23 protein-coding genes are annotated in these 26,476 nt (G+C 70.4%); 12 read left to right on the top strand and 11 right to left on the bottom strand.

Annotation, left to right across the window (positions count from 1 at the left end; all coding sequences use genetic code 11):
* Nucleotides 1–13: 13 nt before the first annotated feature.
* A complete protein-coding gene (locus K8625_RS08140; RefSeq protein ID WP_223749169.1) occupies nt 14–841 on the bottom strand; it encodes a glycosyltransferase in 828 nt (275 codons plus the stop codon).
* A gap of 161 nt (nt 842–1,002) precedes the next feature.
* Entirely contained in the window at nt 1,003–2,019 is a 1,017-nt protein-coding gene (locus tag K8625_RS08135) for an NAD(P)-dependent alcohol dehydrogenase (protein ID WP_223782357.1), read from the bottom strand.
* A 122-nt stretch (nt 2,020–2,141) separates the two neighbouring features.
* Between K8625_RS08135 and K8625_RS08130 the strand changes: the two genes are divergently transcribed.
* Nucleotides 2,142–3,101 carry a LysR family transcriptional regulator gene (locus K8625_RS08130; protein ID WP_223782356.1) on the top strand — a complete coding sequence of 320 codons (960 nt, stop codon included), beginning with the start codon at nt 2,142–2,144 and terminating at the stop codon, nt 3,099–3,101.
* Between the two features lie 143 nt (nt 3,102–3,244).
* Here the strand turns inward: K8625_RS08130 and K8625_RS08125 are convergent, their stop codons facing one another.
* A complete protein-coding gene (locus K8625_RS08125; RefSeq protein ID WP_223782355.1) occupies nt 3,245–4,222 on the bottom strand; it encodes a GlxA family transcriptional regulator in 978 nt (325 codons plus the stop codon).
* A 77-nt stretch (nt 4,223–4,299) separates the two neighbouring features.
* Here K8625_RS08125 and K8625_RS08120 point away from each other — a divergent pair, with 77 nt between their 5' ends.
* Complete coding sequence (locus tag K8625_RS08120; RefSeq protein WP_223782354.1) at nt 4,300–4,887, top strand: cysteine hydrolase family protein; 588 nt, start codon at nt 4,300–4,302, stop codon at nt 4,885–4,887.
* 2 nt (nt 4,888–4,889) lie between these two features.
* Here the strand turns inward: K8625_RS08120 and K8625_RS08115 are convergent, their stop codons facing one another.
* On the bottom strand, nt 4,890–5,375 hold the full coding sequence (locus K8625_RS08115; RefSeq protein ID WP_223782353.1) for a gluconokinase: 486 nt from the start codon (nt 5,373–5,375) through the stop codon (nt 4,890–4,892).
* Nucleotides 5,376–5,678: 303 nt separating this feature from the next.
* Between K8625_RS08115 and K8625_RS08110 the strand changes: the two genes are divergently transcribed.
* Together K8625_RS08110 and K8625_RS08105 are read left to right on the top strand one after the other, a co-directional pair.
* Nucleotides 5,679–6,740: a DNA ligase gene (locus tag K8625_RS08110; RefSeq protein ID WP_223782352.1), complete on the top strand. Its 1,062-nt coding sequence runs from the start codon at nt 5,679–5,681 to the stop codon at nt 6,738–6,740.
* A gap of 196 nt (nt 6,741–6,936) precedes the next feature.
* Entirely contained in the window at nt 6,937–7,806 is an 870-nt protein-coding gene (locus K8625_RS08105) for a hypothetical protein (RefSeq protein ID WP_223782351.1), read from the top strand.
* A gap of 71 nt (nt 7,807–7,877) precedes the next feature.
* On the opposite strand, the gene K8625_RS08100 is transcribed toward K8625_RS08105, so the two are convergent.
* Nucleotides 7,878–8,651 (bottom strand): SDR family oxidoreductase, encoded by a 774-nt coding sequence (locus K8625_RS08100; protein WP_223782350.1) that lies wholly within the window; start codon nt 8,649–8,651, stop codon nt 7,878–7,880.
* A 449-nt stretch (nt 8,652–9,100) separates the two neighbouring features.
* Between K8625_RS08100 and K8625_RS08095 the strand changes: the two genes are divergently transcribed.
* Nucleotides 9,101–9,400 carry a PilZ domain-containing protein gene (locus K8625_RS08095; RefSeq protein WP_223782349.1) on the top strand — a complete coding sequence of 100 codons (300 nt, stop codon included), beginning with the start codon at nt 9,101–9,103 and terminating at the stop codon, nt 9,398–9,400.
* On the opposite strand, the gene K8625_RS08090 is transcribed toward K8625_RS08095, so the two are convergent.
* Complete coding sequence (locus tag K8625_RS08090) at nt 9,387–11,411, bottom strand: neutral/alkaline ceramidase (protein WP_223749156.1); 2,025 nt, start codon at nt 11,409–11,411, stop codon at nt 9,387–9,389. The genes K8625_RS08095 and K8625_RS08090 overlap by 14 nt on opposite strands.
* A gap of 489 nt (nt 11,412–11,900) precedes the next feature.
* Here K8625_RS08090 and K8625_RS08085 point away from each other — a divergent pair, with 489 nt between their 5' ends.
* The 5 genes from K8625_RS08085 to K8625_RS08065 all read left to right on the top strand — a co-directional run bounded on the left by K8625_RS08085 (nt 11,901) and on the right by K8625_RS08065 (nt 18,022).
* A complete protein-coding gene (locus tag K8625_RS08085; protein ID WP_223749155.1) occupies nt 11,901–12,737 on the top strand; it encodes a Hint domain-containing protein in 837 nt (278 codons plus the stop codon).
* A gap of 102 nt (nt 12,738–12,839) precedes the next feature.
* On the top strand, nt 12,840–14,579 hold the full coding sequence (locus K8625_RS08080) for a M1 family aminopeptidase (protein WP_223782348.1): 1,740 nt from the start codon (nt 12,840–12,842) through the stop codon (nt 14,577–14,579).
* A 20-nt stretch (nt 14,580–14,599) separates the two neighbouring features.
* The gene (locus K8625_RS08075; RefSeq protein ID WP_223782347.1) at nt 14,600–15,403 is read left to right on the top strand and encodes a hypothetical protein; all 804 of its coding nucleotides are present in this window, start codon (nt 14,600–14,602) and stop codon (nt 15,401–15,403) included.
* A gap of 252 nt (nt 15,404–15,655) precedes the next feature.
* A complete protein-coding gene (locus K8625_RS08070; RefSeq protein WP_223782346.1) occupies nt 15,656–17,137 on the top strand; it encodes a M4 family metallopeptidase in 1,482 nt (493 codons plus the stop codon).
* A gap of 48 nt (nt 17,138–17,185) precedes the next feature.
* Nucleotides 17,186–18,022 (top strand): hypothetical protein, encoded by an 837-nt coding sequence (locus tag K8625_RS08065; protein WP_223749151.1) that lies wholly within the window; start codon nt 17,186–17,188, stop codon nt 18,020–18,022.
* Between the two features lie 65 nt (nt 18,023–18,087).
* Here the strand turns inward: K8625_RS08065 and K8625_RS08060 are convergent, their stop codons facing one another.
* From K8625_RS08060 to K8625_RS08045, 4 genes are read right to left on the bottom strand one after another with little or no spacing between them, the layout of a single operon-like run.
* Nucleotides 18,088–18,777, bottom strand: a complete 690-nt coding sequence (locus tag K8625_RS08060) for a hypothetical protein (protein WP_223782345.1) — start codon at nt 18,775–18,777, stop codon at nt 18,088–18,090.
* A complete protein-coding gene (locus K8625_RS08055) occupies nt 18,774–19,223 on the bottom strand; it encodes a hypothetical protein (protein ID WP_223749149.1) in 450 nt (149 codons plus the stop codon). Before K8625_RS08055 ends, K8625_RS08060 begins: the two co-directional genes overlap by 4 nt.
* 33 nt (nt 19,224–19,256) lie before the next feature.
* Nucleotides 19,257–20,420 carry a VCBS repeat-containing protein gene (locus K8625_RS08050; protein WP_223782344.1) on the bottom strand — a complete coding sequence of 388 codons (1,164 nt, stop codon included), beginning with the start codon at nt 20,418–20,420 and terminating at the stop codon, nt 19,257–19,259.
* Nucleotides 20,421–20,428: 8 nt separating this feature from the next.
* The gene (locus tag K8625_RS08045; RefSeq protein ID WP_223782343.1) at nt 20,429–20,818 is read right to left on the bottom strand and encodes a hypothetical protein; all 390 of its coding nucleotides are present in this window, start codon (nt 20,816–20,818) and stop codon (nt 20,429–20,431) included.
* A gap of 216 nt (nt 20,819–21,034) precedes the next feature.
* Between K8625_RS08045 and K8625_RS08040 the strand changes: the two genes are divergently transcribed.
* Both K8625_RS08040 and K8625_RS08035 read left to right on the top strand, forming a co-directional pair.
* A complete protein-coding gene (locus K8625_RS08040; protein ID WP_223782342.1) occupies nt 21,035–22,996 on the top strand; it encodes a HEAT repeat domain-containing protein in 1,962 nt (653 codons plus the stop codon).
* 116 nt (nt 22,997–23,112) lie between these two features.
* Complete coding sequence (locus K8625_RS08035; RefSeq protein WP_141327915.1) at nt 23,113–24,267, top strand: hypothetical protein; 1,155 nt, start codon at nt 23,113–23,115, stop codon at nt 24,265–24,267.
* Here K8625_RS08035 and K8625_RS08030 read toward each other — a convergent pair.
* Nucleotides 24,264–25,838 (bottom strand): LVIVD repeat-containing protein, encoded by a 1,575-nt coding sequence (locus tag K8625_RS08030; RefSeq protein ID WP_370641890.1) that lies wholly within the window; start codon nt 25,836–25,838, stop codon nt 24,264–24,266. The genes K8625_RS08035 and K8625_RS08030 overlap by 4 nt on opposite strands.
* Nucleotides 25,839–26,476 lie beyond the last annotated feature (638 nt).

Below are 26,476 nucleotides of genomic sequence, written 5' to 3'. Positions count from 1 at the left end.
GCCACCTCGGGTGTCATGGGGTCAGCCGCAGGGCGTGAACCCGCTGGAACAGCTCGCCGAAGCGTCGCTCCTTGAAGGCCTGGACCAGCTCGGGATGGCGGCCCTGCTTCAGCTCGCACAGGTAGCGGTACTTCGCCACGTGGTATCCGGCCACCACCCAGGCGAGCTTCAGCGCCCTCCATCCGCCGCGCCACAGCGCTCCATGCAGCAGGCCATCTCGCAGGAGGTGCGCGGGGCGCTGGAGCGACGCGGGCTTGGACGTGCGCCCTTCCACGAACGCCATCACCGCCCAGAGCAGCGCGTAGCGGTGCTCCTTGGCGGAGCGCAGGGAGACGGACGTGGCGAACCGGTGCTCGATGAACGCCTGGAGCCGCTGTGCACGTCGGCGAGGCAGCGCTTCATGGACAATCATCTCCGGACGCCAGGCGGCCACCTCCCTGCGCAGGAGGCGCGAGCGCCAGTGCGTGCGGTACAGGAAGCGATGACCGTCGACCTCGGCCCAGTCGCGCAAGGGCAGACGGTAGACGGCCTCGCGCGGGTGGCTCTCCCTCCAGCCGACGATGGCTCGCACGGCGTCTGCGTCCAGGTGCTCGTCCGAGTCCAGGAAGAAGACGTAATCGGAGGGCCTCAGCGAGGCGACGGCCGCGGCCCGGGCGGCGCCATATCCCTCCCAGGCCATCGACACGGACCTCACCCCCATGCGCCGGGAGATGTCCGAGGAACCGTCCGTGGACATGGAGTCCACGGCCACGACGTCGTCACAGACAGCCAGCAGGCTCTCCAGGCACCGGGGCAGCGTGTCCTGATTGTTTCCATGAATGACGAATCCGGCGAGTCTCACGAACCCACCACCTCTCATGCGGCCAACCTCTCGCCCCCGGCCGGCAGAGTCCCCGAACTCTACCTGCGTCCAGCGCGTGAAGGGAAAGGGGTGAGGCCGACGAACTGCATCGTGAGCAACGATTCATCGGCATGAGGCCCTCCCGGGCCCTGGCCTCCGGCTCACTCGCGGACGCGGATGACCAGCTTGCCGAACGGCCCCCGGTCCAGGTGCGCCAGGGCCTGGGGGAAGTCGCGCAGCGGGTACGTCGCGTCGATGACGGGCGCCACGCGCAGCGTGTCCACCGCTCGGACCAGGTCCTCGAGTCCCCGGCGGTGTCCCACGAGCACGCCCTGGATGATGCCGTGGCTCCGGAGCAGCGGGAGCGCGGGGAAGCGCATGTCGAAGCCCTCCAGCACGCCGATGAGCGAGATGCGTCCGCCTGACGCGAGGGCGCTGGCGGAGCGCCCCAGGTTGTCGCCGCCCACCAGCTCCAGCACCTGGTCCGCGCCACGTCCGCTCGTCAGCTCCAGCACCTCCTTCTCCCAGTCGGGGGTGCGGCGACGATGGATGCCATGGGCCGCGCCCAGCGTCTTCGCGCGAGCCAGCTTCTCGTCGTCTCCCGAGGTGACGATGACGCGCGCGCCGAGCGCGGAGGCGAGCTGCACGGCGAACAGCGACACGCCCCCGGTGCCTTGCGTCACCACCGTCTGTCCGGGCCTGAGCGCGCCTTGCTCCACGAGCGCCGTCCATGCGGTGAGCCCCGCGCAGGGCAGCGTGCTGGCCTGGGCATCATCGAGCGCCCTGGGCGCGGCGACGAGCCAGCCCTCGGGCATCACGACGTACTCGGACAACACGCCGGGGACGCTCCCTCCCAGGGCTCGCGGTGCGCGAGGAGGTGGGCCGTCCACCCAGTCCGTGTTGAAGGCCGCGAGCACGCGCTCGCCCACCCGGACCCGCGAGACACCCGCGCCGGTGGCCACCACCTCCCCCGCCATGTCGGAGGTGGGAACGAAGGGCCACGGCACGTCGGAGTATCCGCCTGCGTCCAGGAAGAGCTTCTCGCGGTAGTTGAGGGACACCGCGGACACGCGCACCAGGGCCTCGCCCGCGCCGGGCTGGGGAATGGGCACGCTCGCCAGTTGCAGGTTCACGCGGCCCGGCTTGCGCAGCTCCCACCGCTTCATCACGCCATCCATCGTTGCTGTCTCCAGGGTCATGCCATTCGAGGGCCTGGGGGATATACGGGGGAGGGCAGGTCCCCAGTGGAGAGCTTTGGAGGCTTCACTGGAGACAGGAATTCGCCAATGGGAGGCGTGTCGTGACGGACCGGCTGAGTGGAGTGCTGACCTTCGTGCAGGCCGCGGAGGCGGGGAGCTTCGCGCTCGCGGCGAAGCGGCTGGGGTTGTCGCGGTCGGCGGTGGGCAAGAGCATCGCGCGGCTGGAGGAGCGGTTGGGGGCGCGGCTGTTCCTGCGCACCACGCGCAAGCAGGGGCTCACCGAGGACGGACAGGTCTTCTACGAGCGGTGCGTGCGGGCGCTGGCGGAGTTGGAGGCGGCGGAGGCGGAGCTGGACTCGGGGCATCGCGCGCCCACGGGGCGGCTGCGGGTGACGGCCTCGGTGCTGTTCGGTCGTCACTGCGTGGCGCCGCTGCTGGGGGAGCTGGCGCGACAGCATCCGGGGCTCGAGGTGGAGCTGTCCGTGAGCGACCGGGTGGTGGACCTCATCGAGGAGGGGTTCGACCTGGCGATTCGAGTCGCGCCCTTGTCGGACCATGCGGGACTGACGGCGCGGCGACTGGGCGTGCAGAACATGGTGGTCTGCGCGTCACCCGCGTATCTGGCGCGACGTGGTCGACCCAAGTCCCTCGAGGATTTGGGGAAGCATGAGGCCGTGCTCTACGGACGACAGGGGACAACCAAGCCCTGGCGGTTCCCGGACCCACGGGGAGGTGAGCGGCTGGTGTCGATGCGAGGGCGACTGCGCTTCGATGACCTGGAAGCCATCGCCGACGAGGCGGTGAGGGGCGCGGGGCTCGCGTGGCTGCCCTGCTGGCTGGTCGCGCCGCGATTGAGCAAGGGAGAGCTGAAGCTGTTGCTTCAGGAAGAGGGGCGACACGGGAATGAAGTCTTCGCCGTGTGGCCGCAGAACAAGCACCTGCCCTCGAAGGTCCGCGCGGCCATCGACCTGCTCGCCGCGCGCATCCCCGAGATTCTGTCCGCCGGAGAGGCCCGTGGGAAACGGCGCTCGAGAGCGACGCAACGACCACCTCGACCGTGAGCCATGCGCGCACGGTGCGCATCGAGCACCCAAGATACGAGCGCCCCCATCAGGGAACGAGGCTGGAGGCAGCGCGACATGCACGAACATTCAAATGATTTGAATGTTCCGTCCATTCTTGAGGGTAGCCCGCGTGTCGCGGCTCACCGCAGCGCGAACCGTCTTCTGTACGCATCCGGGGTCAGCCCCGTGCGCGCCTTGAACCGTCGCCGGAACGACGTGGTGTCCGCGTAGCCCACAGCCTGCGAGATGTCCTCCACGGTGCGCGGGCTCGTCTCCAGCATCCGCCGGGCCGCCTCGACGCGCAGTCGTTGGACGTAGTCCAGCGGCGTGTCCCCCGTCGCCTTCTGGAAGCGCCTCAGCAGCGTCCTCGCGCCCAGGCTCGCGGCCTCCGCCGCCTCCGCCAACGTCACCGGGCCCTGGTAGTGCGCCTCCAGCCACTCCTGCGCGCGCAGCACCGCCGCGTCCCCGTGGTCCCTCGGCGCCGAGTGCACCACGTACGGCCCCTGCAACCTGCGCCCCGGCTCCACCAACAACATCTTCGCGCACAACGCCGCCAGCTCCGGTGACGCCTGCTTCGCCACCAGATGCAGACACAGGTCCAGATACGCGGTGATTCCTCCCGCCGTGAGCACGTCGTCCTGGTCCACCAACAACAGCTCCGGCTTGAGCCTCACCCCCGGATAGCTCGCCGCGAAGCGCTGCGCCAACCCCCAGTGCGTCGTCGCCTCGCGCCCCTCCAACAACCCCGTCTCCGCCAACACGAACGCCCCCGCGCACACCGCCGCCAGCTTCGCCCCTCTCGCATGCTGCGCCTTCAACCACCGCGTCAGCACCCGCTCCCCCAACACCTCCTCCAGTCCACCCACCATCGCCGGAACCAACACCACGTCGAAGCGCTCCGCCGGCTCCGGCACCCGCGCCGCCATCAACTCCAACCCGTGGAAGCTCCTCGCGGGCCGCCCACCCGGCGACACCAGCTCCGCCACGAACGGCTCCGACATCCCCACGTCCCGGCTCAACAGGTTCGCCATCGCGAACACGTCCAGCGGCCCCATCACGCTGGAGGCCACACACCCCTCCAGCGACAACACCGCGATTCGCGTGGGAGACGACGCCATGGCCGCTTGTCGTTTTCCGCCCGGATTTTGTCAATCCAGGCACTCGTCGCGTGCATCCCGTCTGGTTATTGCCTCCCATGAAGCCCCACCCCATGGAGGACCCCTTGGACCCCACCACCGCCCTGCTGCTCATCGACATCCAGAACGACTACTTCCCCGGCGGCCGCGCCGAGCTGGACCGCGCCGACGCCGCCGCCGCCCAGGCCCGCGCGGCCCTCGACCACTTCCGCCAGCACGGCCTGCCCGTCATCCACGTCCGCCACATCTCCGTGCAGCCCGGCGCCACCTTCTTCCTCCCCAACACCCCGGGCTCGGAGACCCACCCCCTCGTCGCGCCCCGCCCCGACGAGCGCGTCATCCTCAAGCACTACCCCAACAGCTTCCGCGAGACGGACCTCCAGAAGCAGCTGGGCGCGCTCGGCATCAAGCACCTCGTCGTGACGGGCATGATGACCCTCATGTGCGTGGACGCCACCGTGCGCGCCGCCGCGGACCTCGGCTACTCCGTCACCGTGCTCCACGACGCCTGCGCCGCCCGCGCCCTCAAGCTCAACGGCGTGAGCGTGCCCGCGCCCCAGGTCCACGCCGCGTTCCTCGCCGCGCTCGGCATGGCCTACGCGAAGCTGGAGGGCACGTCCGACTTCCTCGCCCGCGCGGGGCGCTGACGTCAGAGCTTCAGGCCCTCACGGATGCGCGCGACGACTTCCTCCGGCGTTGCCGAGACGTCCACCGGCAGCGCCTGCTCGGGCACCTCCAGCGTCGCCAGCTGGCTGGCCAACAGCTCCGGCGGCATGAAGTGCCCGTGCCGCTGCGCGAGCCTGTGCGCCAGCACCTCGCGCGGCGCGTGCAGGAACACCCACCGCGTCCGCGCCGGGTCCACCTCCAGCCGCTCGCGGTAGGAGCGCTTGAGCGCGGACGAGGCCAGCACCACGTCCTCACCGCGCGCCAGCGAGCGCTCCAGCTCACCACGCACGTCCGCCAACCAGGGCCAGCGGTCCTCGTCCGTCAGCGGGATGCCCGCCGCCATCTTCGCCACGTTGGCGGCCGAGTGCAGGTCGTCCGTGTCGAGGAAGCGCCAGCCCAGGCTCTGGGCCAGCGCGCGCCCCACCGTCGACTTGCCGGCGCCCGAGACGCCCATGACGATGACCACCATCCCGTGACGCCTCCTCGATGAAACGTGGACCTCCGGACATGGTGCGACGCCCGCCGCCCGTCCGCCACTGCCTCGCGCGTCGAATGACCACCTCTCCACGTCCCGCGGGCCCCTCACGCGCGACACCGGGCCGCCCGCCTGCCCCCGTGGCGCCCCGTCGAACTCCGGATACCCGTCCAACGTCGCGGGTCCAGCGCGCGGAACACGGCGCCACACCGCCACCGTGCTTGGGAAACGTCAGACCCCAGGGGTACGATTCTCCTCACGGTCGCCGCGATGACACGCGGCACGGAGGGGATATCAGTGGCGGACCTCGCGGACGGTGAGCAGGCGGAGATGAAGGGCTCGGGCGCCAAGCCCTACATCCTCAAGAACACCGGAGGCGTCTACTCGTGTTCCTGTCCCGCGTGGCGCAACCAGTCCATCGGCATCGAGCGGCGCACCTGCAAGCACCTGCGCAAGCTGCGCGGTGAGGACGCCGAGGCCGCCCGCGTCGGCAGCGCCGAGGCCCTCCCCAAGGCCACTCGCGTCAAGACGGCGAAGGAGTCCGAGTCCGGCGAGGACGCCACGGAGAAGGCTCCACCGCTCCTGCTCGCCCATCCGTGGGAGAACGACGTGGACCTCACGGACTGGTGGATGAGCGAGAAGCTCGACGGCGTGCGCGCGTACTGGGATGGCAAGCGCTTCTGGTCGCGCCTGGGCAACGAGTTCTTCGCGCCGGACTGGTTCACCGCGGGCCTGCCGGACTTCCCGCTGGACGGCGAGCTGTTCGGTGGCCGCAAGCGCTTCCAGCGCACGGTGAGCGTGGTGCGCCGGCAGGACAAGAGCCAGGACTGGAAGGAATTGCTCTTCGTGGTGTTCGACGCCCCGAGCGTGGACGCGGCCTTCGAGCAGCGGCTGGAGCACTGTCGCAAGTGGGTGGATGACACGAAGCCCGGGTACGCGCGGTGGCATCCGCACGAGCGCTGCCAGGGCACGGCGCACCTGCGCGCGGAGCTGGAGCGGGTGGAGGGCCTGGGCGGCGAGGGACTGATGCTGCGGCAGCCGGGCTCACGCTACGAGGTGGGCCGCTCGCACACGCTGTTGAAGGTGAAGAGCTTCAAGGATGACGAGGCCGTGGTGATTGGCCACGTCGCGGGCGCGGGCCGGCACAAGGGGCGGCTGGGCGCGCTCGAGGTGGAGCTGCGCAACGGCAAGCGCTTCAGCGTGGGCACGGGCTTCTCCGACGCGGAGCGCGCCTCGCCGCCGGCCCTCGGCACGCTCATCACGTTCCGCTACCAGGAGCTGTCCAACGACGGCGTGCCGCGCTTCCCCTCGTACATCGGCGTGCGCATCGACGCGGCGCCCTTCAAGGCGAAGGGCTGAGCGCCGCCCGCACCGACGGGAGGCTTTCCACGGGGTGACAGGGCCCACGCGGGCCCTGTCCGCTCGCGGATAGGCGGAGCGGCCCCCAGGGGCGAGCCTCCGGAGGAGGACCGGTGCGCAGGGACCCCGGTTCATAGGGTGGCGGCGCCCGAGGGCGCGCGAGCGGCCCGGGCTTCCTCTTGCCCCGAGCCGTCCCATGTCGTCCGCCGCCTCCGAAATCGCGCCCACGTGTGCCGTGCATCCCCTGGAGGACTCCGTCTTCGTCTGCGACCGGTGTGGCAGCTTCGGCTGCGCCGGCTGTCGCGCCCACCCGGAGGCCGCCCGCTGCGCGCCGTGCGTACGTCGGATTCGGGAGGACCCGACGGCCATGGCCCCCACGCGGCTCCTGCGAGATGCCTGCTCGCTCCTGCTCCAGCACCGGGTGCTCCTGGCGGGGCTCTTCATCCTCCAGTGGCTCTGCCTCATGGGCTCCGGGGCCCTCCTCCACCTCACCCAGAGCACCTTGCCCGGCATCACGTCCCTGGTCGCGGCGGAGCTCGGCCTGAGCATCCTCCTCATGCGCACGGTGACCCGGCGGCTGCGCGAGGAGGCCGGGCTGCCAGCCCCGGACGTCAGCTCCCCATGGGTCGTCCTCGGGCGCATCCCCCTCCTGCTCCTGACGTACGTGTTGACGTTCCTCGTCGTCCTGGGGGGCTCGTTCCTCCTCGTGCTGCCAGGCGTCTACATGGCGCTCTGCACGAGCCTGGCCCCCGCCGCCGTCGCGGTGGACGGCAAAGGTCCACTCGCCGCGCTCCGGTTCTCCTATCAACTCGTCCGAGGCCATCGCAGGAGGCTTCTCAGCGCACTGCTCCCAGTGCTCATCCTCATGCCCCTCTCGGACACCGTGGGCTCCCTCCTCACCGACGCGACGGAGCACCTGCCGGCGCCCTTCTCCTTCGCCGCCAACCTCGTCGCCACCTTGATGGTCATGGCGTCGGTGAGCCTGCACCAGTTCGTCCTGGTGCTCGCCTACCAGCGACTGCTGGAGCGACAGCCCGTGTCGCGGTCATCCCCGGAGAGCGCCTGACGGCATCCCCCGTCGGGCCCGAGTCGCTCGCCTCCATCGAAGGCGAGCGACTCGCATCCCACTCCCGGCGACTACTTCGTGGTGTATCCGCCGTTGACGAGAATCGTCTGGCCCGTCATCCACCAGCCCTCGGTGACGAGGAACCGGATGAACGGAACGATGTCCTCGATGTCGGTGAGGCCCGTCTTGGAGAACCTCGACAGCGCCGCCGCCGTCTTGTGGTAGGTGACCGCGTCCTCTCCCTCCGCCGGGTAGAAGAAGGGCGTGTCCATGGGGCCCGGGCCGACCGCCGTCACGGAGATGCCCCGCTCGCCGAACTCCTTCGAGGCCGCCCGGGTGAAGTGCTCGACGGGGGCCTTCATGCCCGCATAGGTCGCGTAGAAGGGCGTGTATGCCCCCAACAGGGACGTGACGAGCGTGCAGACCTTGCCGTTGTCGTTCAGGTGCCGCCCCGCCTCCTTGAGGAAGAAGAAGGCCGTCTTGGCATTCACCGCGCTCATCTCGTCGAACTCCGCCTCCGTGGTCTCGACGATGGGCTTCTTGAGCACCTTTCCCACGGTATTGATGGCGATGTCCGGCCTGCCCACCGCGGCCCTCGCCTCCGCGAAGAGCTGCTCCATCCCCCGGGCGCTCGTCAGCTCTCCCTGGAGAGCCACCCCCTTGGCCCCCGAGGCCTCGATGGCACGCAGCGTCTGCTCGGCGGCGCTCCTCGCGCTCGCGTCGTGGTAGTGGATCACCACCGCCTTGGCCCCATGTCGCGCCAGGTCGCGAGCCATCAACCCGCCCAGGTTCTTGGCGCCCCCCGCGATGAGGACATTCTTCCCTTCGAGACCATGGATGCTCATGGATGGGCCTTTCTCCAACAAGCGCACTGCCCGTCGGGTGGCAGTGGATGACGGGGCACGTCCCATCACCGCCGCGAGCCTCCGCGCTTCACCCCGCTGCCTCAATGCGCTGGGCGAGCGAGACAGACGTCCCGCAACCGACACGCCCCCGCCCACGCCCCCGTCCACGGCCCATGCGGGCCAGCCCCCGCGAGCCCCTCTGTGCGCTAGCCGTCATCCCACTCGTGCTGCCCCGGAGGCCTCGTCACACCGGCTCCCGCACCCGGTATACAGACAGCTGTCGCCCCTCCCGCCCCCGCGGGAGCCCTCCGAGCGAGGTGACCATGCACTGCGAGCGCTGCCTGTCGGAACACTCCGATGCACTGCCGTGCCCACCCGCCGCGCGTCGTCACGCCACCTCGCGCACAAGCCCCCATCGCCCCATCACGCGGACTCCCGCCCCCTGTGACGTGCGCATCCAGCATCCCCAGGGCCTCGTGGCCCACCGCGTCGAGGTCTGCAAGGGCGGCCTGTTCCTCAGCTGCGAGGAGCCCTTCCCTCCCCTCTTCACGCGGCTGTCATTGACGCTGCGCCTGGACGGCGAGGACTTCACCTGCGAGGGCGAGGTGGTGCGTCACGTCGACACCGCGCACGCCCGCACCTGGGGCTCCACGGCGGGCATCGGCGTGCAGCTCCAACCCACGCCTCCCCGGCTGCGCGAGCTGCTCTCCCGGCCCCACGCCCCAGAGGACGCCGTCACTTCACCGTGAACACCCGCGAGGCGCCGTAGTACGGGCGCACGCGCGCATCCCAGCCAGACTTCCACTCGCCCTCGTGGAGGATGCGGTACGTGCCCGGCGCGGCGTCGCGCGGGATGTGCCACTCCACCGTGACGTGCGAGCACCCCAGCGTGGGCACACAGCTCTCGCGCTCCCAGCGGTAGCGCGTCTCCCAGTCACCATCATCCGCCACGTCCACCCACGCGCCGATGGAGCCCTTGCGCTGCACGCGCAGATACGTCCCCTCCAGGCGCAGGTCGTTCTTCGGATGCGCGCCCCAGAACGTGACCTTCACCGAGTCCCCGCGCGCGTACGACGCCTTCGCGTCCGTGATGACGTCGCCGAACGACACCCAGAGCAGCTTGTCGTCGTACACCACGCCGGGCTGGAGGCTCGCCTGGATGAAGCGCAGGTCCGTGGGCAGGGGCCCCGGAGCAACCGGATGCCCCTCGCGCATCCCCACCGCGAGCGAATCGAACCCCTGCTGCAGCGCCGCGAGCGTCCACGGCCCGAAGTGCGTCGACGCCCCCTCGTAGGACTGGCGCGCGTACTCCTCGCGCGTGGCGACATAGCCCGCGTAGTCGTTGGCCAGCCCCACGATGACCACCTCCGTGATGCCCCGGGGCGAGAGCCGCTCCAGCACCGTCCGACGCAGCCGCCGCCCCGCCATCGTCGTCACCTCGAACGGCACCGCCACCAGCGCGAGCGGCCCCACCGTCACCAACTGCAGCGGCAACACGTCCGGGCTCCACGGGTGCGGCAGCATGGCGCCCATCTCCAGCACGATGGGCTTCTCGCCCTGACACGGCGTGGTGGTGAGCGCGCAGGTGAACTGGCTCCACAAGTCATGGATGACGGCGCACGACGCGCCCTCCACGCCATAGCCGGGCCCGTCCTCCGCGCCCGCCAGCATCGACAGCCCAATCGCCGCGGGACACGTGCGGCGCGGCCTCCCATCCGCGTACTCGGGCGCCACGTCCACCGCGTCCATCTTCACGAAGGTGTGCCGGAAGTCCACGCCCCCCACGAGCGGCGTCGTGGCCCGGGCCCACAGCCGCGCGGCGAAGTCGTGCTGCTTGCGCGCGGACAGCTCCGTGTCCTCGAAGTCGTCGGCCCCACCGCCATTCGTGCCGCCCAGGATGTTGGGCGTGACGTCCCCCGCGTTCGCCTGCGCGAAGGCCGCGACGAACGTGTCCCCCTTGTCATGCGCCTTCTCGAACCAGTACGAGGCCAGTCCCTTGTTGTCCCCGCTGATGAGGTGGTTGTCGTTGCCCATGGACGTCGCGTGCACGGCGAACCAGTTGATGAGCCCCACGTCGCCGCCTTGCGCGCGCGTCAGCCGCAGCAGCGTCATCCGCGTGTCCACGTCGTGGGCGTACCGGGCGCGCTCGGCGGGCGGGTTGAGCCGGTAGGCCTCCGGTGAGCGGTTGCGGCTGGCCCCCACGAGCTCCCCCGCTTCCAGCCGCAGCGTCCCCTCGCCCAGCCGCGAGTGGGCCCGGGCAATCGACGTGACGATGCCGGAGACGATGGCCTCGAAGTTCTGCGGCACGAAGCCGAACGTCGTCAGGTTGTACAAGGTGTGGTGCGAGAAGCCGCCCGGCCCCGAGTGCGTGTGCGTGGCGCCGAGCAGCACGTTGTCATTCGAATACACGGCGCCGAAGCGGGCGCGCAGCCGCTCCACCACCTGCGTCTTCACCGCCTGGAACATCATCCCCAGGTCCGCGCTGACGATGGCCACCCGTCGCCCGTTGCACGGCGAGACGATGACGAAGGCCCGCGAGCGCAGCCGCTGGTGCAGCCCCGCGGTCTGCTGCGAGAGCTGCCCGTAGCCCATCATCCCCACCTCCGCGGCGGGGCCGGTGATGTCCCCCAGGCCCGCGCCCACCAGGAAGCGCGTGTTGCCCTCGCAGTCCCCGGGCCCCGTGCCCGGAGCGGCGCCCCAGGCCACCGTCCCCCAGACCAGGACCCATGCCAGCACCAGCCGGACCGGGTGTACGCGCATGCCTTCCTCCAAGGCGCCCGAGGTCGCCTTCGCCAGGGTGGAGCCTCGTCATAAGGACTCGCGCGTCCGTCCGCCCCCGTCCAGCCACTTCGCGTCAGAGGATGACACTCCGCCCCACCGCCACACGCAATCCACACTGCCAGTGCAACCCAATGGCAGTCATGGAGCCCCCCACCGGGCCCCACCCGCACCTGACCCGCGCAAGGCATACCTGCGGCAATCCCTGAGACGCCCGCACGTCCGCAGGCCCCGCCCGTATCCGACCAGGAGTCCACACAAGCCCCCGTGGATTCAGGGCTTTCAGCCGCGAACACTCCACCCCGCACCGCGACGCGCGGATGGAATTATCAGCAGACACTGCAAATCAATAACAGCCAACATTCGTCGCCAGGAATCCCATGTTCGGCGGGAATCCACTTTACTGCGAGTGAACCCTCGATATATCCCGGGGCAGCGAAACCCAGCAGCCCCAGCCTCCAGGAGCGAGCCATGAAGCGACTGTCGTATCTGGTTGTCCTCGCGTGCGCGGTGCTTTCCACGACGGCGTCGGCGCAGCTGTCCACGCGCTGCTTCACCGACGACCAGCTCACCACGTACACGCTGTCGCAGGGTCGCAACAACTGGTCCTTCCGGTGCGGCTACATCACCCAGGCCAAGCGGGACTTCCTGAACGCGGAGGGCGAGTACCAGGTGTACGCGAGCGGCTGTTACTCCTTCGCCGCCACGGGCCCGACGGCCACGTGCTCCTTCTTCATCCCCGCGGACGAGAACGCGCCGTGCATCGCCGGACTGGTGAAGCTGGGCACGTGCGTGACGGGCTGCTACACGGCCAGGGAGAAGGTGTCCTTCGGTGGTGAGTACTGGCCCATCGCGGATGCGTATGCGTCCGGCGTGCGCACGGTGACGGCGCTCACGAAGGACGCTTCGCTAGTGGCGCCCACCACGGGCGAGCAGGCCATCCGCGCCTTCGTCGCCGGCGAGACGGTGGAGGACGTGTTCGCGCTGCAGACGGTGGACGGCCGCCGCGTCGAGGTGACGTCCGAGCACCCCATGGTGCTCGCCACCGGTGAGATGGTGAAGGCCAAGACGCTCCAGGCGGGCGACGTGCTGCTCGGCGTGCGCGGCGAGAAGGTGGAGCTCCAGGACGTCTCCGTCTTCCGCTACGAGGGGACCACCTGGAACGTGCAGCCGCTCAGCAAGGAGAAGATCGAGAACGTGCTGGACGTGGAGGGCCTGCTGACGGGCTCGGTGCGCTTCCAGAACGAGTGGGCGGACGACCACTACCGGCTGTCGGTGCGTGACGAGGCCAGCGTCGACGGCCTGTAGTCCCGCGCATACCCTGTCTGGACCTGCGCGAGGGCCCCCCAGGGGGGCTCGGGTCGGGGCTCTCGCGCTTCATCGTGCTCGTCACCTCACGACAAGGACGCCATGCGAAGCATCCCAGGATGGTCCGCGCAGCCGCTGGCAGGTGTTCTCACACGGGTGGTCTGGGGGCTGTGGGCGCTCGGAGCGCTCGGCTGTGGCCCCACGGTGGAGCCGGAGGGCGCCCTCGACGCGCTCGACGCGCAGTCACACCCGTTCGTGCCCCTGTGGCCCGAGGGTGACTTCTCCGCGCGGGTGACCCGCTACGAGTACGACTTCGCCACGCAGACGGGCGAGGCGAAGTCCACGCTGTACCTGGACGTCGCGCCGCCGGGCGGTGACTGCTTCGTGGTGAACGCGCCCCAGGGGCTCACGGGACTGCGCTGGAACGACGCCGAGCCGACCCGCTCGGAGTCCACCGAGCAGGGCATCCGCGTCTGCGGCCGCGGCCAGTTCGCGGGCCAGGTGAAGCTGGAGGCGCGCTACACGGTGCCCCTGGAGACGTACGACTTCACCCAGGTGGGCTTCTCGCGCCGCACGGACAGGGCCGGCAACACCTTCTCGTATCTCTTGAGCTGGGTGGAGTCGTGCGACCGCTTCGGCCCATGCGACGACCGCACGGACCAGCTCACGCAGTACGTCTTCACCGTGAAGCACGCGACGGGCGAGCGGGTGCTGTGCCCGGGACAGCTGACGCGCCCCGACAGCACCACCACGAAGTGCACGCTGACCGGGCTCACCCAGGCTCCCACGTACTCGTCCTTCGCGGTGGCCTCCAATCCCGCGTGGCGCTCGAGCACGTTCACCGAGCAGTCCAGCAAGTTCAAGGTCGTCTTCCACGAGGTGGCCGGCGGCAAGCTCGCCTCGTCGCTGGTGGCCGCGGACGTCAAGGCGTACCTCAACTGGGTCATCGGCGAGCTGGGCCCGCTGCCGTACGGCACCGAGCTGCGCGTGGCGGGCGCGCCCACCGAGTGGCTGGGCGTGGAGCACCCCGCCAACCTCATCCTGCGCGAGGACCTGCCGGACCTCCGGCGCGACTACGCGAACATGACGATGCACACGCTGATGCACGAGGTGGTGCACCAGTGGGCGGGCAACCGCACCACGCTGTCGAGCCCGTTCGACTTCGTGTGGAAGGAGGCCATCGCCGAGTACCTCACGTACCGCTACGAGCGCCTGGGCCGCCCCGCGGGCGAGGCCGAGCAGACGCGCGCGTACTGGGACCGGCTGGCGCGCACCGCCGCGTACTACCCGCAGCCCGAGGACGACCCGGCCCCCGTCTTCCTCTCCTTCGCGTCGGACGTCTACGGCACCGGGCCCATGCTCCTGTTCCTCCAGCTGGAGCCGCTGCTGGGCGAGAACATCGTCCTGCAGGCCATCAAGAACTTCCTGTCCGTCCCCGGGGACCGGAGCGTCGCGGACCTGCGCGCCGCGCTGGAGCAGGCGTCCGGCGAGGACCTGGGGCCGTACTTCGACGCGTGGGTGTACGGCGGCGGAGACCCGGACTGGCCCTTCTTCGAGGTGAGCCATGCGCTGGAGGACGGCGAGCTGACCCTCACCGCCGTCCAGCGCTCCGTGTCCGGCACGCGCTACCCCGTCTCCGTGGACGTCCTCGTCGAGGGCGCCACCGAGCGCAGGCGGGTGACGCTGAACTACGGGCTGTCGCCGCAGTCGGACACGCTGAGCGTGACGGTGCCCTTCCCGGAGCCGGTGGTGCAGGTGACGGTGGACCCCGAGAACCGCGTGGTGAACCGCCGCTTCCTCGGACTCGACGCCGAGCCGGCCCCCCCGCGCTGGCTGTTCTGATTCCTTCAAGGAGTGGAGCCATGAACGGACTTCCCGCCGACAATCCCCGGCCCCCAGCTCCCCGACGCTGGCGATGGATGGGACCGGGCCTCGCGCTCGTCGTGCTCGGGGGCACGGGCCTGTATGCGCTCGTCCATCCGCGCTCGCCCTCCGCGCACGAGCCCGCGCCGACCGAGCCCCGCGCTCCCGCGTCACATACCGCGCCCCAGGCCACGCGCACGCTGTCGCCGCGCCCCACCGCGCCCACGGCCCGGGCCACGAGCCCGGAGGCGGCTGCGCCCACGGACGACGCGGAGCAGAAGACACGGCGCGAGGCCGCGCGCCAGTCCGCGCGTCAGTACCGGGCCGGGCGCTTCAACGCGTTCTTCCGCAAGGAGGTCTTCGTGGAGGAGCTCGCGCGCGACGGGGCCTCCCGCATCGACGGCCTGCGCAGCGAGCTGGCGGACCCCACCGCCCTGCAGCAGCTCCCCGCCGACGCGCGGTTCATGGAGGACAAGCCGGAGCCCGTGCTCGAGCGCATGGCGATGATCGACCTGCTCTTCGAGCTGGCGCCGGACGAGCCCGCCGCCCGCGACGCGATGACGTCGCTGGCGCTGTCGCCCATCGACAGCGGCCTGTCAGATTCGGTGAAGAAGGGGCTGGTGGGTGAGAAGTACGATTTGCTCTTCCGCCTGGCGCAGGTGGACCGGCAGCTCGCCGTGGACACGTACACACGGCTCGACAATCCCCGGCTCAAGAGCCTCCTGAGGGAGGCGCTCATGGCCGGGCTCGCGGAGTCGGGGGCCAGCCCCGCCGAGGTCCAGCGGATGACCGCGCACCTCTAGTCCGCCATCGGACTGGACCCATCCCCATGGGTCCCGCAGTGCCAGCGCCGTCGGCCTCCGACGACGACACGACACGTCCGTCCCTTTCCGCCCCTGCCGCGCGAGCGCAGGCGTGGGAGGCCCGCACGCGCTGGAGCCATGCAGAGCAGCACCTACCCGCAAGACAAGGAGCGCGTCGTGACTCGGACTTGGAAACTGGGATTGATTGGGGCGTGCTGTGCCATGTGGGGCGCCGCTTGCGGCGAGGCCCCCGTGGACCCGACCCGGGACAACACCCCGGAGACTCGACAGGCCGCGCTGGCGGCGCTGGGCCGCGTGGAGGTCGTCGACGCGGGCCGGGACGGCACCCCGAGCTTCATCCGCGGCTCGCTCGGCACCGTGGACCGCTCGCTCGTCTCGCTGAAGGCGGCGGACGCGCTCGCGCCCGTGCTGCGCACCCTGGCCCCGGTGTTCGGCCTGCGCGCCGAGGAGCTCACGGTGCGCAACAGCCGCACGGACGAGCTGGGCTACACCCACGTGCGCTACGACCAGACCCGCCACGGCGTCCCGGTGAAGGGCGGCGAGCTGGTGGTGCACGTGGACGACAAGGGCGTCGTGTACGCGGCCAACGGCTCGGCGCGGGGCGCGGGGGAGCCGTCGACGCTCGCGCGGCTGCCGCTGCACGCCGTCACCGACGCGGCGCTGGAGGGCCTGGACACGCTGAAGGTCGAGGGCGAGCCGCGCTTCGTCTACTTCCTGGGCGCCGAGGGTCCGCTGTCGGCCGCCTATGAAGTGCTGCGCGTGGGCACCCGCGAGGACGCGCCCGCGAAGGACCGCGTCTACGTGGACGCGTCGTCGGGCCGGGTGCTGGACGTGCACCCGCTCATCCACGGGGGACTCAACCGGCGCGTGCACTCGGCCAACAACCAGTGGACCACGCCCGGCACCCTGCGGCGCCAGGAGGGTGGCGGGGCCACGGGCGACGCCCACATCGACCGGAACTACGACCACATCGGCACCACGTACGCCTGCTACGAGACCATCTTCGGTCGCGACTCGTTCGACGACCGGGGCGCCACCATCACCAGCACCGTCCACTACGGCTCCGCGTACGTGAATGCGTACTGGGACGGCATCCAGATTGTCTTCGGGGATGGCGACAACGTGAACTCGGGCCAGCTCGGGTTGGACCTGGACGTGGTGTCGCACGAAATCACCCACGCGGTGACGCAGTACGAGTCGGGGCTCGTGTACCGCAACGAGTCCGGCGCGCTGAACGAGAGCCTGTCGGACATCGCGGCGGCCATCTGCGAGAGCTGGGCGCGCGGCGGGGCGCTGGACGCGGACGTCTGGAAGATTGGCGAGGACATCTGGACGCCGAACATCTCCGGGGACGCGCTGCGCTACATGGACAACCCCACGCGCGACAACTCGTCGCGTGACTACTACCCCGAGCGCTACACGGGCACCGCCGACAACGGTGGCGTGCACTGGAACTCGGGCATCCCCAACCTGGTCTTCAAGCTGCTCGTCACGGGCGGCACGCACCCGCGCGGCAAGTCGGCCGTCAACGTGGGCGGCGTCGGCATGAACCGCGCGGCGCAGACCTTCTACTTCGCCGCGACGACCTACTTCACGTCGACGACGACCATGTCCCAGGCCAAGGCCTACACCGTGCAGGCCGCGACGGACCGGTACGACGCCTCGGTCGTGAACTCGGTGCGCGACGCCTGGAGCGCCGCGGGCGTGCCCTGACACGCGGCACCGAGCGGAAGTCCCACCCCACCACCTGAAGGAGAACCCATGAAGAACGTCTTCATCGCAGCCGCAGTCTTCTCAATCTGTCTGTCGAGCACGGCCCTGGCGCAGCTGTCCACGCGCTGCTTCCAGGACGACCAGCTCGTCACCATCGACCTCGCCCGGGGCCGCAACGCCTGGGCGCGCAAGTGTGGCCTCATCACCGCCTCGCGCGAGGCGTACCTGAACACGGAGAACGAGTACCAGGTCTTCACCAACGGCTGCTTCGCGTACCCGGCGGTGCCCGCGGGCTCCACGTGCACCTTCCACGTGCCCGCGGACGAGGCCTCCGCGTGCATCACCGGCCTGAACAAGCTGGGCACCTGCGTGGCGGGCTGCACCACGCCCACGCAGAAGGTGGCCTTCGACGGCCGCATGCTGCCGATTCCGGAGGCGTACGCGTCCGGCGTCACCACCGTCACGGCGCTGAGCCCCACCTCCGAGCCGGGGCTCCTGCGCTACGGCGAGCAGACCATCCGCAGCTACGTGGCGGGTGACACGCAGGAGGACATCTTCGCCCTGGAGACCCAGGAAGGCCGCCGGCTGGAGGTCACCGCGGAGCACCCGATGGTGCTCGGCGACGGGACGATGGTGAAGGCGCGCACGCTGCAGGCCGGCGACACGCTGATGGGCGCCGACGGCAAGCCGCTGCACCTGACGCGCGTCACCGTCTTCAGCTTCAAGGGCCAGGTGTGGAACGTCCGGCCGGAGAGCCAGGTGAAGTTGGAGAACGTGATGAACGCGGAGGGCTTCCTCACCGGCTCCGTGCGCTTCCAGAACGAGTGGGCGCAGGATGACTACCGGCTGTCCTTGAGGGACGAGGTCGACGTCGGCGGGCTGTAGTCCCCACACCGTCCGTCGTCACGGGGCTCCGGTCAGCACGGCCGGAGCCCCGCCTCCCTGACACGTCAGGGGATGTTGCAGGGGTATTCGGGCAGCAGGCAGGAGCCGGCGAAGCCACAGTCCTGGCTGCACGTGTAGGGCGACTCCCTGGAAGAGCAGAGTCCGTCGCCGCAGAAGCCGCAGTCATCCAGGCACGAGCCCCAGCTCTCCGTGCTGGCGCAGTAGCTGTCGCCGCAGTAGCCGCAGTCGTCCAGGCAGGTGTACACGCTCTCCGTGCCGTTGCACGTGCCGTCACCACACGCCGTGCCGCAGTCCGCGGGGCACGTGGCGGTGGACTCTCCCGCGCCGCAGACACCGTCACCGCAGGGGTTGGGACAGCCGCAGTCGACGGGACAGGTGTAGACCGTCTCGCCCTTGCACTGGCCGTCGCCGCAGTAGCAGTCCGACGGGCAGTTGCCCTCGGACTCACCGCCGTTGCAGGCGCCGTCTCCGCACACGCTCGCGGGGCCGCAGTCGTAGGGGCAGCTCCACGGGCTCTCGGAGGCCGCGCAGTAGCCGTCCCCGCAGACCTCGCAATAGAGCAGGTTGCACTGGGGCAACATCGGGTCGACGTCCGAGGTCTCCTGGAGCGGCACCATCGGACAGGGGCAGTAGGGCAGCGCCTGGGACGCCTCGCCCAGCTCCGACTCCACCGGCGCGACGGGGCCACAGGCCGCGAGCCACAGCGCCACCACCGCGAACCTCGCCGCGCTCATGTCGGGCCCGCCGCGTCCCGCGAGGCGTCGCGAGCGGCGGCGAACCGGAGCCACGCGGGCGGCCATGGCGCCTCGAGCGTCTCCAGATAGGCGAGCAGCCCCTCGCGCGGAGCCTGAGGCTCACGGTGGGCCACGCACGAGCCGAGGTTGATGAGCCCGGACACGCACGGCGCGCTCGCCGACACGGGCACGAAGTACTGACAGTTGTTCGTGGAGCAGGGGTACTGGAAACAGCCGTTGGCGAAGACCTGATACTCGTTGTCCGCGTTGAGGATCGCCTCCTTCGCCGCGGAGATGTAGTTGCACTTGCGCGCCCAGGCGTTGCGTCCGGCGACCTGCTGCGGCGTGAGGTTGTCGTCCCCGCCGCATCGGCCACTGAGCTGCGCCCAGGCGGGGCTGGCGAAGCCCGCGGTGACGAGACAGATGACGACCCAGAGCTGCTTCATGCCAACCTCCTCGAGGGATTCACTGCGCGAGCCTCAACGGCGCGGGACACGGACGGTGGAGCCCAGGAGCACCTCCACCGAGTCGCGCGTCGTCCAGGCCAGGTCCGGGAAGCCGTCCTGGTCCAGGTCCTCCGCGACCAGGGAGGAAGGCGTCGTGCCCGCGGCCACGCGCGTGGGCGCACCCAGCCCCCCGGCCTCCTCGCCGAGCAGCAGGTAGACGCCCCCCTCGAGCCCCGCGAAGGCGACGTCCTCCCGGCCGTCCTGGTTGAAGTCCGCGACCACCATCTCGCCCGGCGCGTCGGCGGGGAGGGAGGACACCTCGGTGAAGCCGCCCCTTCCGTCCCCCAGGTGCACGGAGAGGTAGCCGGAGTCCGAGACGCTGTGCGAGATGACCAGGTCCAGGAGGCCGTCCCCGTTCACGTCCAGGGACACGAGGCGGAAGGGCTCGTCGTCCGCGGAGCCGGCGAAGCGCACGGGCGCCGCCGCGGACAGCTCGCCGCGCTCCGTCGCGAGCAGCACGTCCACCGTGAAGCTGTTGGTGTTGAGCACCAGCACGTCGGGCCGACCATCCGCGTTCACGTCCGCGAGCACCAGGTCTCGCGGCAGCCCCGTGACGGAGTGGGGCACCGCCGCGCCGAACGTGCCGTCTCCCTTCCCCTTCAGGAAGGTGATGTTGAAGTACCCCCCCGAGCCCGCGTTCTTCGTCATCGCGTCCACCAGCCCGTCACCGTCCAGGTCCGCCACGCGCACCTGCTGCGAGTGATTGCCCAGCGAGTGGGGCACGCCCTCGCGGAAGGTGCCGTCCTGCGCGCCCAGCCGCACCGTCAACGCATTGGCGAAGTGGCCGACGATGAGCAGGTCCGGACGACGGTCCGCGTTCACGTCGCTGACCGCCACGTCCATGGGCGTGGTGCCCGCCGACAGACAGCGGGGCGCGGCGAAGGCGCCCTTCCCCGCTCCGTCGAGGATGCAGACCTGCTCGGTCTGCGAGGCGACCAGGACCAGGTCCTTCACGCCGTCCCCGTCGACGTCGGCGGTGTGCAGCCCGCGCGCCTGGGTGCCTCCCGCGGCGTGGGTCACCCGCGCCTCGGTGAAGCCCAGCCACTGGACGTCCGGGAAGCCCCGGGGCGAGATGGTCGAGGACGAGCACGCCAGCAGCGCGCAGCAGGCCCATCCGAGAGAGAAGTACCGGAACATGTCGGCTCCTAGGGCCGGAGGTCGGGAATCGCGAACGGGTCACCCGGCAGCAGACGTCCGGGAACCGCTTCACGCGGGCAGGCGTGCCGGGCCGAGACGAGCGTCGCCGTATGACATGCCCCCGCGCAGGAGCCGGGGCAGCCACAGTCCACGGGGCAGCTGTTCACATCCTCCGCGGTACAGACACCGTCTCCGCAGAAACAGTCGACGGGACAGGAGGCCTCGGTCTCGTCCTGGCAGACACCATCACCGCAGCCCAGGTGACAGCCCGCCATGCAGGAGTCCTGGACCGACGCCGAGCGGGCCGCGGGACAGCCCCGCATCGCCTGGACGCTCGCGCCCAGCACCAGGGGCGGCGGCGCCTGCTCCCGGGAACCACAGGCCATCAATCCCAACACGGCGACGACTCCCCACCACCCGCTCCACCTCGACCTCGAGGGCGCTTCAAGCTCGCACACGGGGAGTGCGAGCTGACGATAGCGATGTGGCTTCATCGGGTCAGCCCCCCACCGACGGGTTTCGCTATATCCTCGGGACCTGGCCGTTCCCGACCCAGCAATCACAAGCGTGGTTTGGGTGCCGTACCCAAGTCAAGGAATCGTCCCGGGGGACTCATGCGCCGCAAGCGGCTGAACGTCGTCGCGTTGGCAGCCGTCCTGCTCCTGGCGGGACTGGGTGGCGTCTGGTGGAAGAATGCCACCGACACGACGTCTTCCGACCCCACCGTCGCCCACGTCCGCGCGAAGACGCACACCCTCCCGAGCCCCGGCGCGGCGCCCTCCGAGCCGCTCGCGCCACGAGGCTCCCGGGCCTGGGTGCCGGGCACGCTGCACCGTCACGCGCTGACGTTGGGGCTGACGATGTCCTTCACCGGACAGCCCGCGTCCCAGGGCGGCGCGCCGCCCGGCATGCGCATCACCCTGAAGGGCGAGTGGGACGAGGGCCTGGTCTCGGCGGAGGGCGCGGAGGTCATCGTGCGCCTCCAGCTGCGGCCCACCGCCTTCACGCTCGACGTGGAGGGACAGGGGGCGCTGTCGCCCGAGACGCGGCAGGCGATGGAGGCGGCGCTGTCGCAGCCCTTCTTCGTGACGCGGGACGCGCGCGGCGCGGTGACGCTCACCCACTTCGAGCAGGGCGTGGACGAGCTGGCGATGGGGCTGCTCCGCTCGGTGGTGGCCACGTCCCAGTTCGTGCGGGAGGGCGCGCCCACGCCGACGTGGCGGACCGAGGAGCAGGACACCTCCGGCCAGTACTCGGCGGAGTACCAGCGCCAGGGTGAGCGCCGCTTCGACAAGCGCAAGCGCGAGTACACCGCCGTGGCCACGCCCCAGGGGCTGCAGCCGCTCGGGACGTCGCCGCGCATGAGCGTCAGCGGGGGGGCCACCTTCGAGCTGGGCGAGGACGGGGGGCTCCAGTCGCTCCAGTCGCGCGAGCAGCTCACGGTGGAGTCCGGCCAGGGGATGCCCACGGTGACGAACGCGATGGAGCTGACGCTGCGGCTGCTGGAGCGCCGCGAGGAGCCGACGCTCGTGGGCGCCTTCGCCGCGCGCTCCGGACGCCTGCGCGCCGCCGCGCTGGCGAGCTTCCAGGGCCAGGCGGCGGACCCGCTCGCGCACCACCGGCAGGTGCTGGGCAAGCGCCGCCTGGAGGACATCCTCGCGGACCTGCTCTCGCTGCCGTCCGACGAGAAGGCCCGCGACGACGCGCGCACGCGCGCCCTGGAGCAGCTGCGCGCGCTCCTGCTGCTGCGCCCCGAGGAGGCCGCGCGAATCCCCGCGCTGCTGCGCACCCAGGGCCTGTCCCCGCTGGCCGCCAGCTCCATGCTGGGCGCGCTCTCCGCGGCGAGCACGCCGGAGTCCTTGCGCGCGCTCGTCCAGGCCACGGGGGACACCGCGCTCACGTCGGACGTGCGCATGGATGCGGTCTCCGCGCTGGGCATGGCGGACAACCCCATCCGCGAGGGCGTGGACACGCTGCGGCAGCTGTCGCGCACCGATGACCCCAAGCTGCGCGGCACCGCCACGCTGGCCCTGGGCAACGCGGCGCTCCAGATGAGCGACACCGCGGGCCGCGACGCGGAGGCGCTCGTGCAGGAGCTGAAGAACGACTACCGCGCCGCGCGCGACGCCGAGCAGCGCGCCCTGCTCCTGCGCTCGCTGGGGAACACCCGCTCGCCGGGCGTGCTCGACACGCTCACCGAGGCGCTGCGCTCCGACGCCTCCCGGGTGCGCGAGGCCGCGCTCGTCGCGCTGCGCAACATCCCTGGCCCGGAGGCGGACCGGCTGCTCGTGGAGCGGCTGGTGAACGACACCGCCTCCGAGGTGCGCCGCGCCGCCGTCTTCGCCTGCGGCTTCCGCCCGCTCGAGCCGCTGCTGCTCCCCGTGCTGGGACAGGCCCTGCGCGAGGACCCCTCCGACGGCGTGCGCTCCGACATCCTCCAGCTGCTCGGCCAGCACCGCCACGCCACCCCGGGCGCCCTGGCCCTGCTGCGCTGGGCGAGCCAGCACGAGAAGAACCCTGATTTGCGACGCATGGCCAACACCTACGTGGAAACCCCCACCACACCTCAACCCTGACGAGCGTGAGAAGGCAGACACAACGCCTCACTCCGGGATGAGGCCGCCGCTTTCAATCACATCCTCGACTTCACTCGGAGTAAATAGACCTCTCCATCCACCCCTCGGGAGGTCCCATGAACAAGGCGGTATCGCGCGCGCTCGCGCTGATGCTGGTCGTCGTTCCAGGGCTCGTCGCGGCGCAGAGCTACGTCGACTCCACGCCGTACGTCGTCCAGCCCTCGAAGTACCCCTTCGTCACGTATGCGCCGGGCTACACGTTGAATGACAAGGTGCCCTGGGAGTCGCAGGTGGCGCCCTTCTCGCCGGCCGCGAGCTACAGCGTCACGCAGGAGTACGCCATCCTCCAGGACGAGGCGAACCGCACGGGAGGCCAGCTCCAGTACGACGCCACGGACTTCACGCACAACATCGACATCCAGCAGGCCACGATTCCGGAGGCCTTCACGCCGATGGTGCCGCCGCCCACGGAGATCATGCCGTGGACCAATCCGTCTCAGACGTTCAACAAGTCCTACGTGCGCACGGAGCGCTTCGGCAACAGCCTGTTCGGCGCGGGCTATCACCTCAACGCCGTGCTGACGGCGGAGACGGCGACGGTCAACGCGGACAAGAAGGTCGTGGCCGTGGCGGAGGGCAAGCTGTTCGCCCAGGTGTTCTCCTCGGAGCACGACCTGGTGCGCGGCCGCGCGCAGGTGGTGGGGCAGAACGGGGGCGACAACAGCGGCACCGCGGCCTTGTACGTGGTGGGTCAGGAGGTGTGGTCCACGCCGCTGTACGCCACGTACGCGCCGCCGCCCATCAACTGGAGCCGCACGTTCTTCTCCGCGTCGAAGACGTTCATGATTGGACCGGTGCCCGTCACGGTGAAGGGCTCGCTGTCCGGCGGCGTGAAGCTGACGGTGCACGGGCTGGTGGGCCCCACGGTGGCGCGGCTGTCGGCGACGCCGGGGGGCTGGTCCAACGTCACCGCGTCCGCGTCGGTGGACGTCATCGTCGTGGCCATCGGCGTGGAGGGGAGCCTGGCGCTCATCAACGCCACGCTCCCCGCCTCCGGCGAGGTGTTCTGGCCCGTGTGCTCGCTCGACTGGAAGCTGCGCACGGACCTGGACCTCAACGCGCTGTCCGGCACCCTCAAGGCCTACGCGAAGGTGCGCGTGCTCTTCTTCAAGAAGACCTGGTGGATCACCATCGCGCAGTGGGCGGGCATCACCCACAAGATACCGCTGCTCGGCGTGGAGGGCTCACAGCCCCTGGGCATCTGCAGCTAGGGGCCCGCCAGCTCGTTCATGATGAGCAGGCCGCGTGACGTGTCGACGACGTACACGTAGCCGTCCCCCGGAATGCGGATGCCGATGGCGCCCTCGAAGACGTCATCGGTCCGCTCCGGGTCCGTCTCGCGGTGCGTGTTGTAGTAGGCGATCTGCCGGGGCTGCGTGGGGTTGGACACGTCCAGCACCCGCACGCCCTCCTGGTACCACGCGACATACAGGCGTGAGCCCACCAGGAGCATGTTGTGGATGGACGTGGTGGGGCGCAGCCGGAACTCGCCAATCTTCACGATGTTCGCCGGGTCGGTCGCGTCCAGCACGCGCAGGTGCGCGCCGTGGTTCTCTCCGCCCTCGAAGACGAGGGTGCGGCCGGCGAAGGTGCCCACCGCGTTGTGGTGCGCGGTGGTGTTCGGGTACGTGTACGTCCCGAGCAGCGGCATGGCGTCCGGGTTCGCGACGTCGACCACCTTGAGGCCGCCCTCGAAGTGGCTGATGTAGAGCCGGCCCTGATAGGCGAAGGCGTCATGGGCTCCGTCGTAGGCCCCGGCCAGGGGGAACGCGAGCCGCTGGAGCAGCACGGGCTCGAGCGGCGACGACACGTCGAACACCAGCGTGTTGCTGGAGGGCCACAGGCCCATGCCATAGAGCCGGTCTCCATCCACCAGCACGGTGTGCACGGCGTAGGGCGCGCTGGAGGGCACGCGGCGCACGAGCTTCGGGTCCGCGGGGTCGGAGATGTCGAAGACCACGATGCCGGTGTCCTGGCTCGCGACGTACAGCGCGTCCCCCTTCACCCACACGCTGTTCCAGAGCTGGTCGTCCGGCAGGCTGATGACCTTCTTCAGGACCGGGTGGCTCCGGTCCGTCACGTCGAAGACGGTGATGCCGCCGGGCTTGCCGGGGCGCAGATACGCGTTGGCGGAGACGACATAGGCGTGGTTCTTCGCGACGTAGATGTCCAGCGGGGTGCCCTGCGCGACGTACGTCTCCGACACGAGCGAGAGGCCACCGGAGGACTCCTCCTCGCCCTCACGCCACAGCATGCGGTCGGCGTGCGCGGTGGCCCGCTGGGTCACCCGGCCGTTGGTGCACCGGGCGAAGCAGCCCGTGAAGGAGCGGTGGTCCGGCGCCTCGCAGCCGGCCAGCACGGTGGTGGTGCTGCCTCCGTCGCGGCCCACGGTGTGGATGCCGAGGAGCAGACGGTTCGCCTCGCGCACTTCATGGGTGACGGGCGCGTAGTAGAACTTGCTGGGGCCGCCGTCGCCGACCAGGTCCATCGTCACGGTGTAGTACGAGCCCACCAGGCCGCCGTCCGGCTGCGCGGTCTCCCGTCGCAGTCGCGTGTGGAAGATGCCGTCCGCCGGGACGTTCGCGAGCGTCGAGGTGTCGCAGGCGGACAGGTCGAAGACGGACGGGTCCAGGCATCCACCGGCGGGGCTCTCACCCACCTGGGGGACGACGTCGCAGGGCGCGAGCGCCCCCGGGTCTCCCGTGCCGTCGCCGAGCTCCTCGAGCACGGTGTACGTGCCATCCCAGGGTGGCGACCCGGCGTCGGGGGTGCCCGAATCCACGGGCGAGCCGGCATCGGGTGGGGGGTCTGACTTGTCGCGGCAGCCTGGGGATGCGCAGAGAAGCAGACCCCATGTGACGGAGAGCACCCAGGACGAGCGGAGGAACAAAGGCATCGGGAGACCTCGAGGGGATACGCCACGCAAGAGTGCGGGCAACGAATCAAAGGGGCGGACCCGTCGGATTCGCGTCGCGCGCGGAAACAGTTGCGCCGTGGAGGGGAACCGCATGCGCGTGCCGAAAACGAGCACGTCGACAGCCCTGGTGGTGTCACGGTTGCATGTCGAGCCACCCGCGACCGCGAGGCATGACGCGAGCGCGCCCGTGTCATGGAGCGCGCTGTCCCACCGAACATCGGGTGAGGCGACGAACCACCCAGAAGGATGACTCGACTCCTGCGCCACGCGAGCGGTGTCTCACCGCACGGGATTGCGCAGGCTCCGTCCAACGACAGCGCGCGAGGTGACGAATCACCGGGCAGGCTTGCTCAGGTCTCGACGACTCGCCGCGCGAGGTGGCGTGTCACCGGACGGGCTTGCTCAAGCCATGTCGGCACGCCGCGCGAGGTGACGAATCACCGGGCAGGCTTGCTCAGGTCTCGACGACTCGCCGCGCGAGGTGACGACTCACCGGACAGGCC

It is taken from the genome of Myxococcus sp. AS-1-15 (assembly GCF_020037055.1).
GTDB lineage: Bacteria > Myxococcota > Myxococcia > Myxococcales > Myxococcaceae > Myxococcus > Myxococcus fulvus.
The sequence above is the reverse complement of the archived record's forward strand: the minus strand, read 5'-3'. Positions and strand labels throughout refer to the sequence as shown.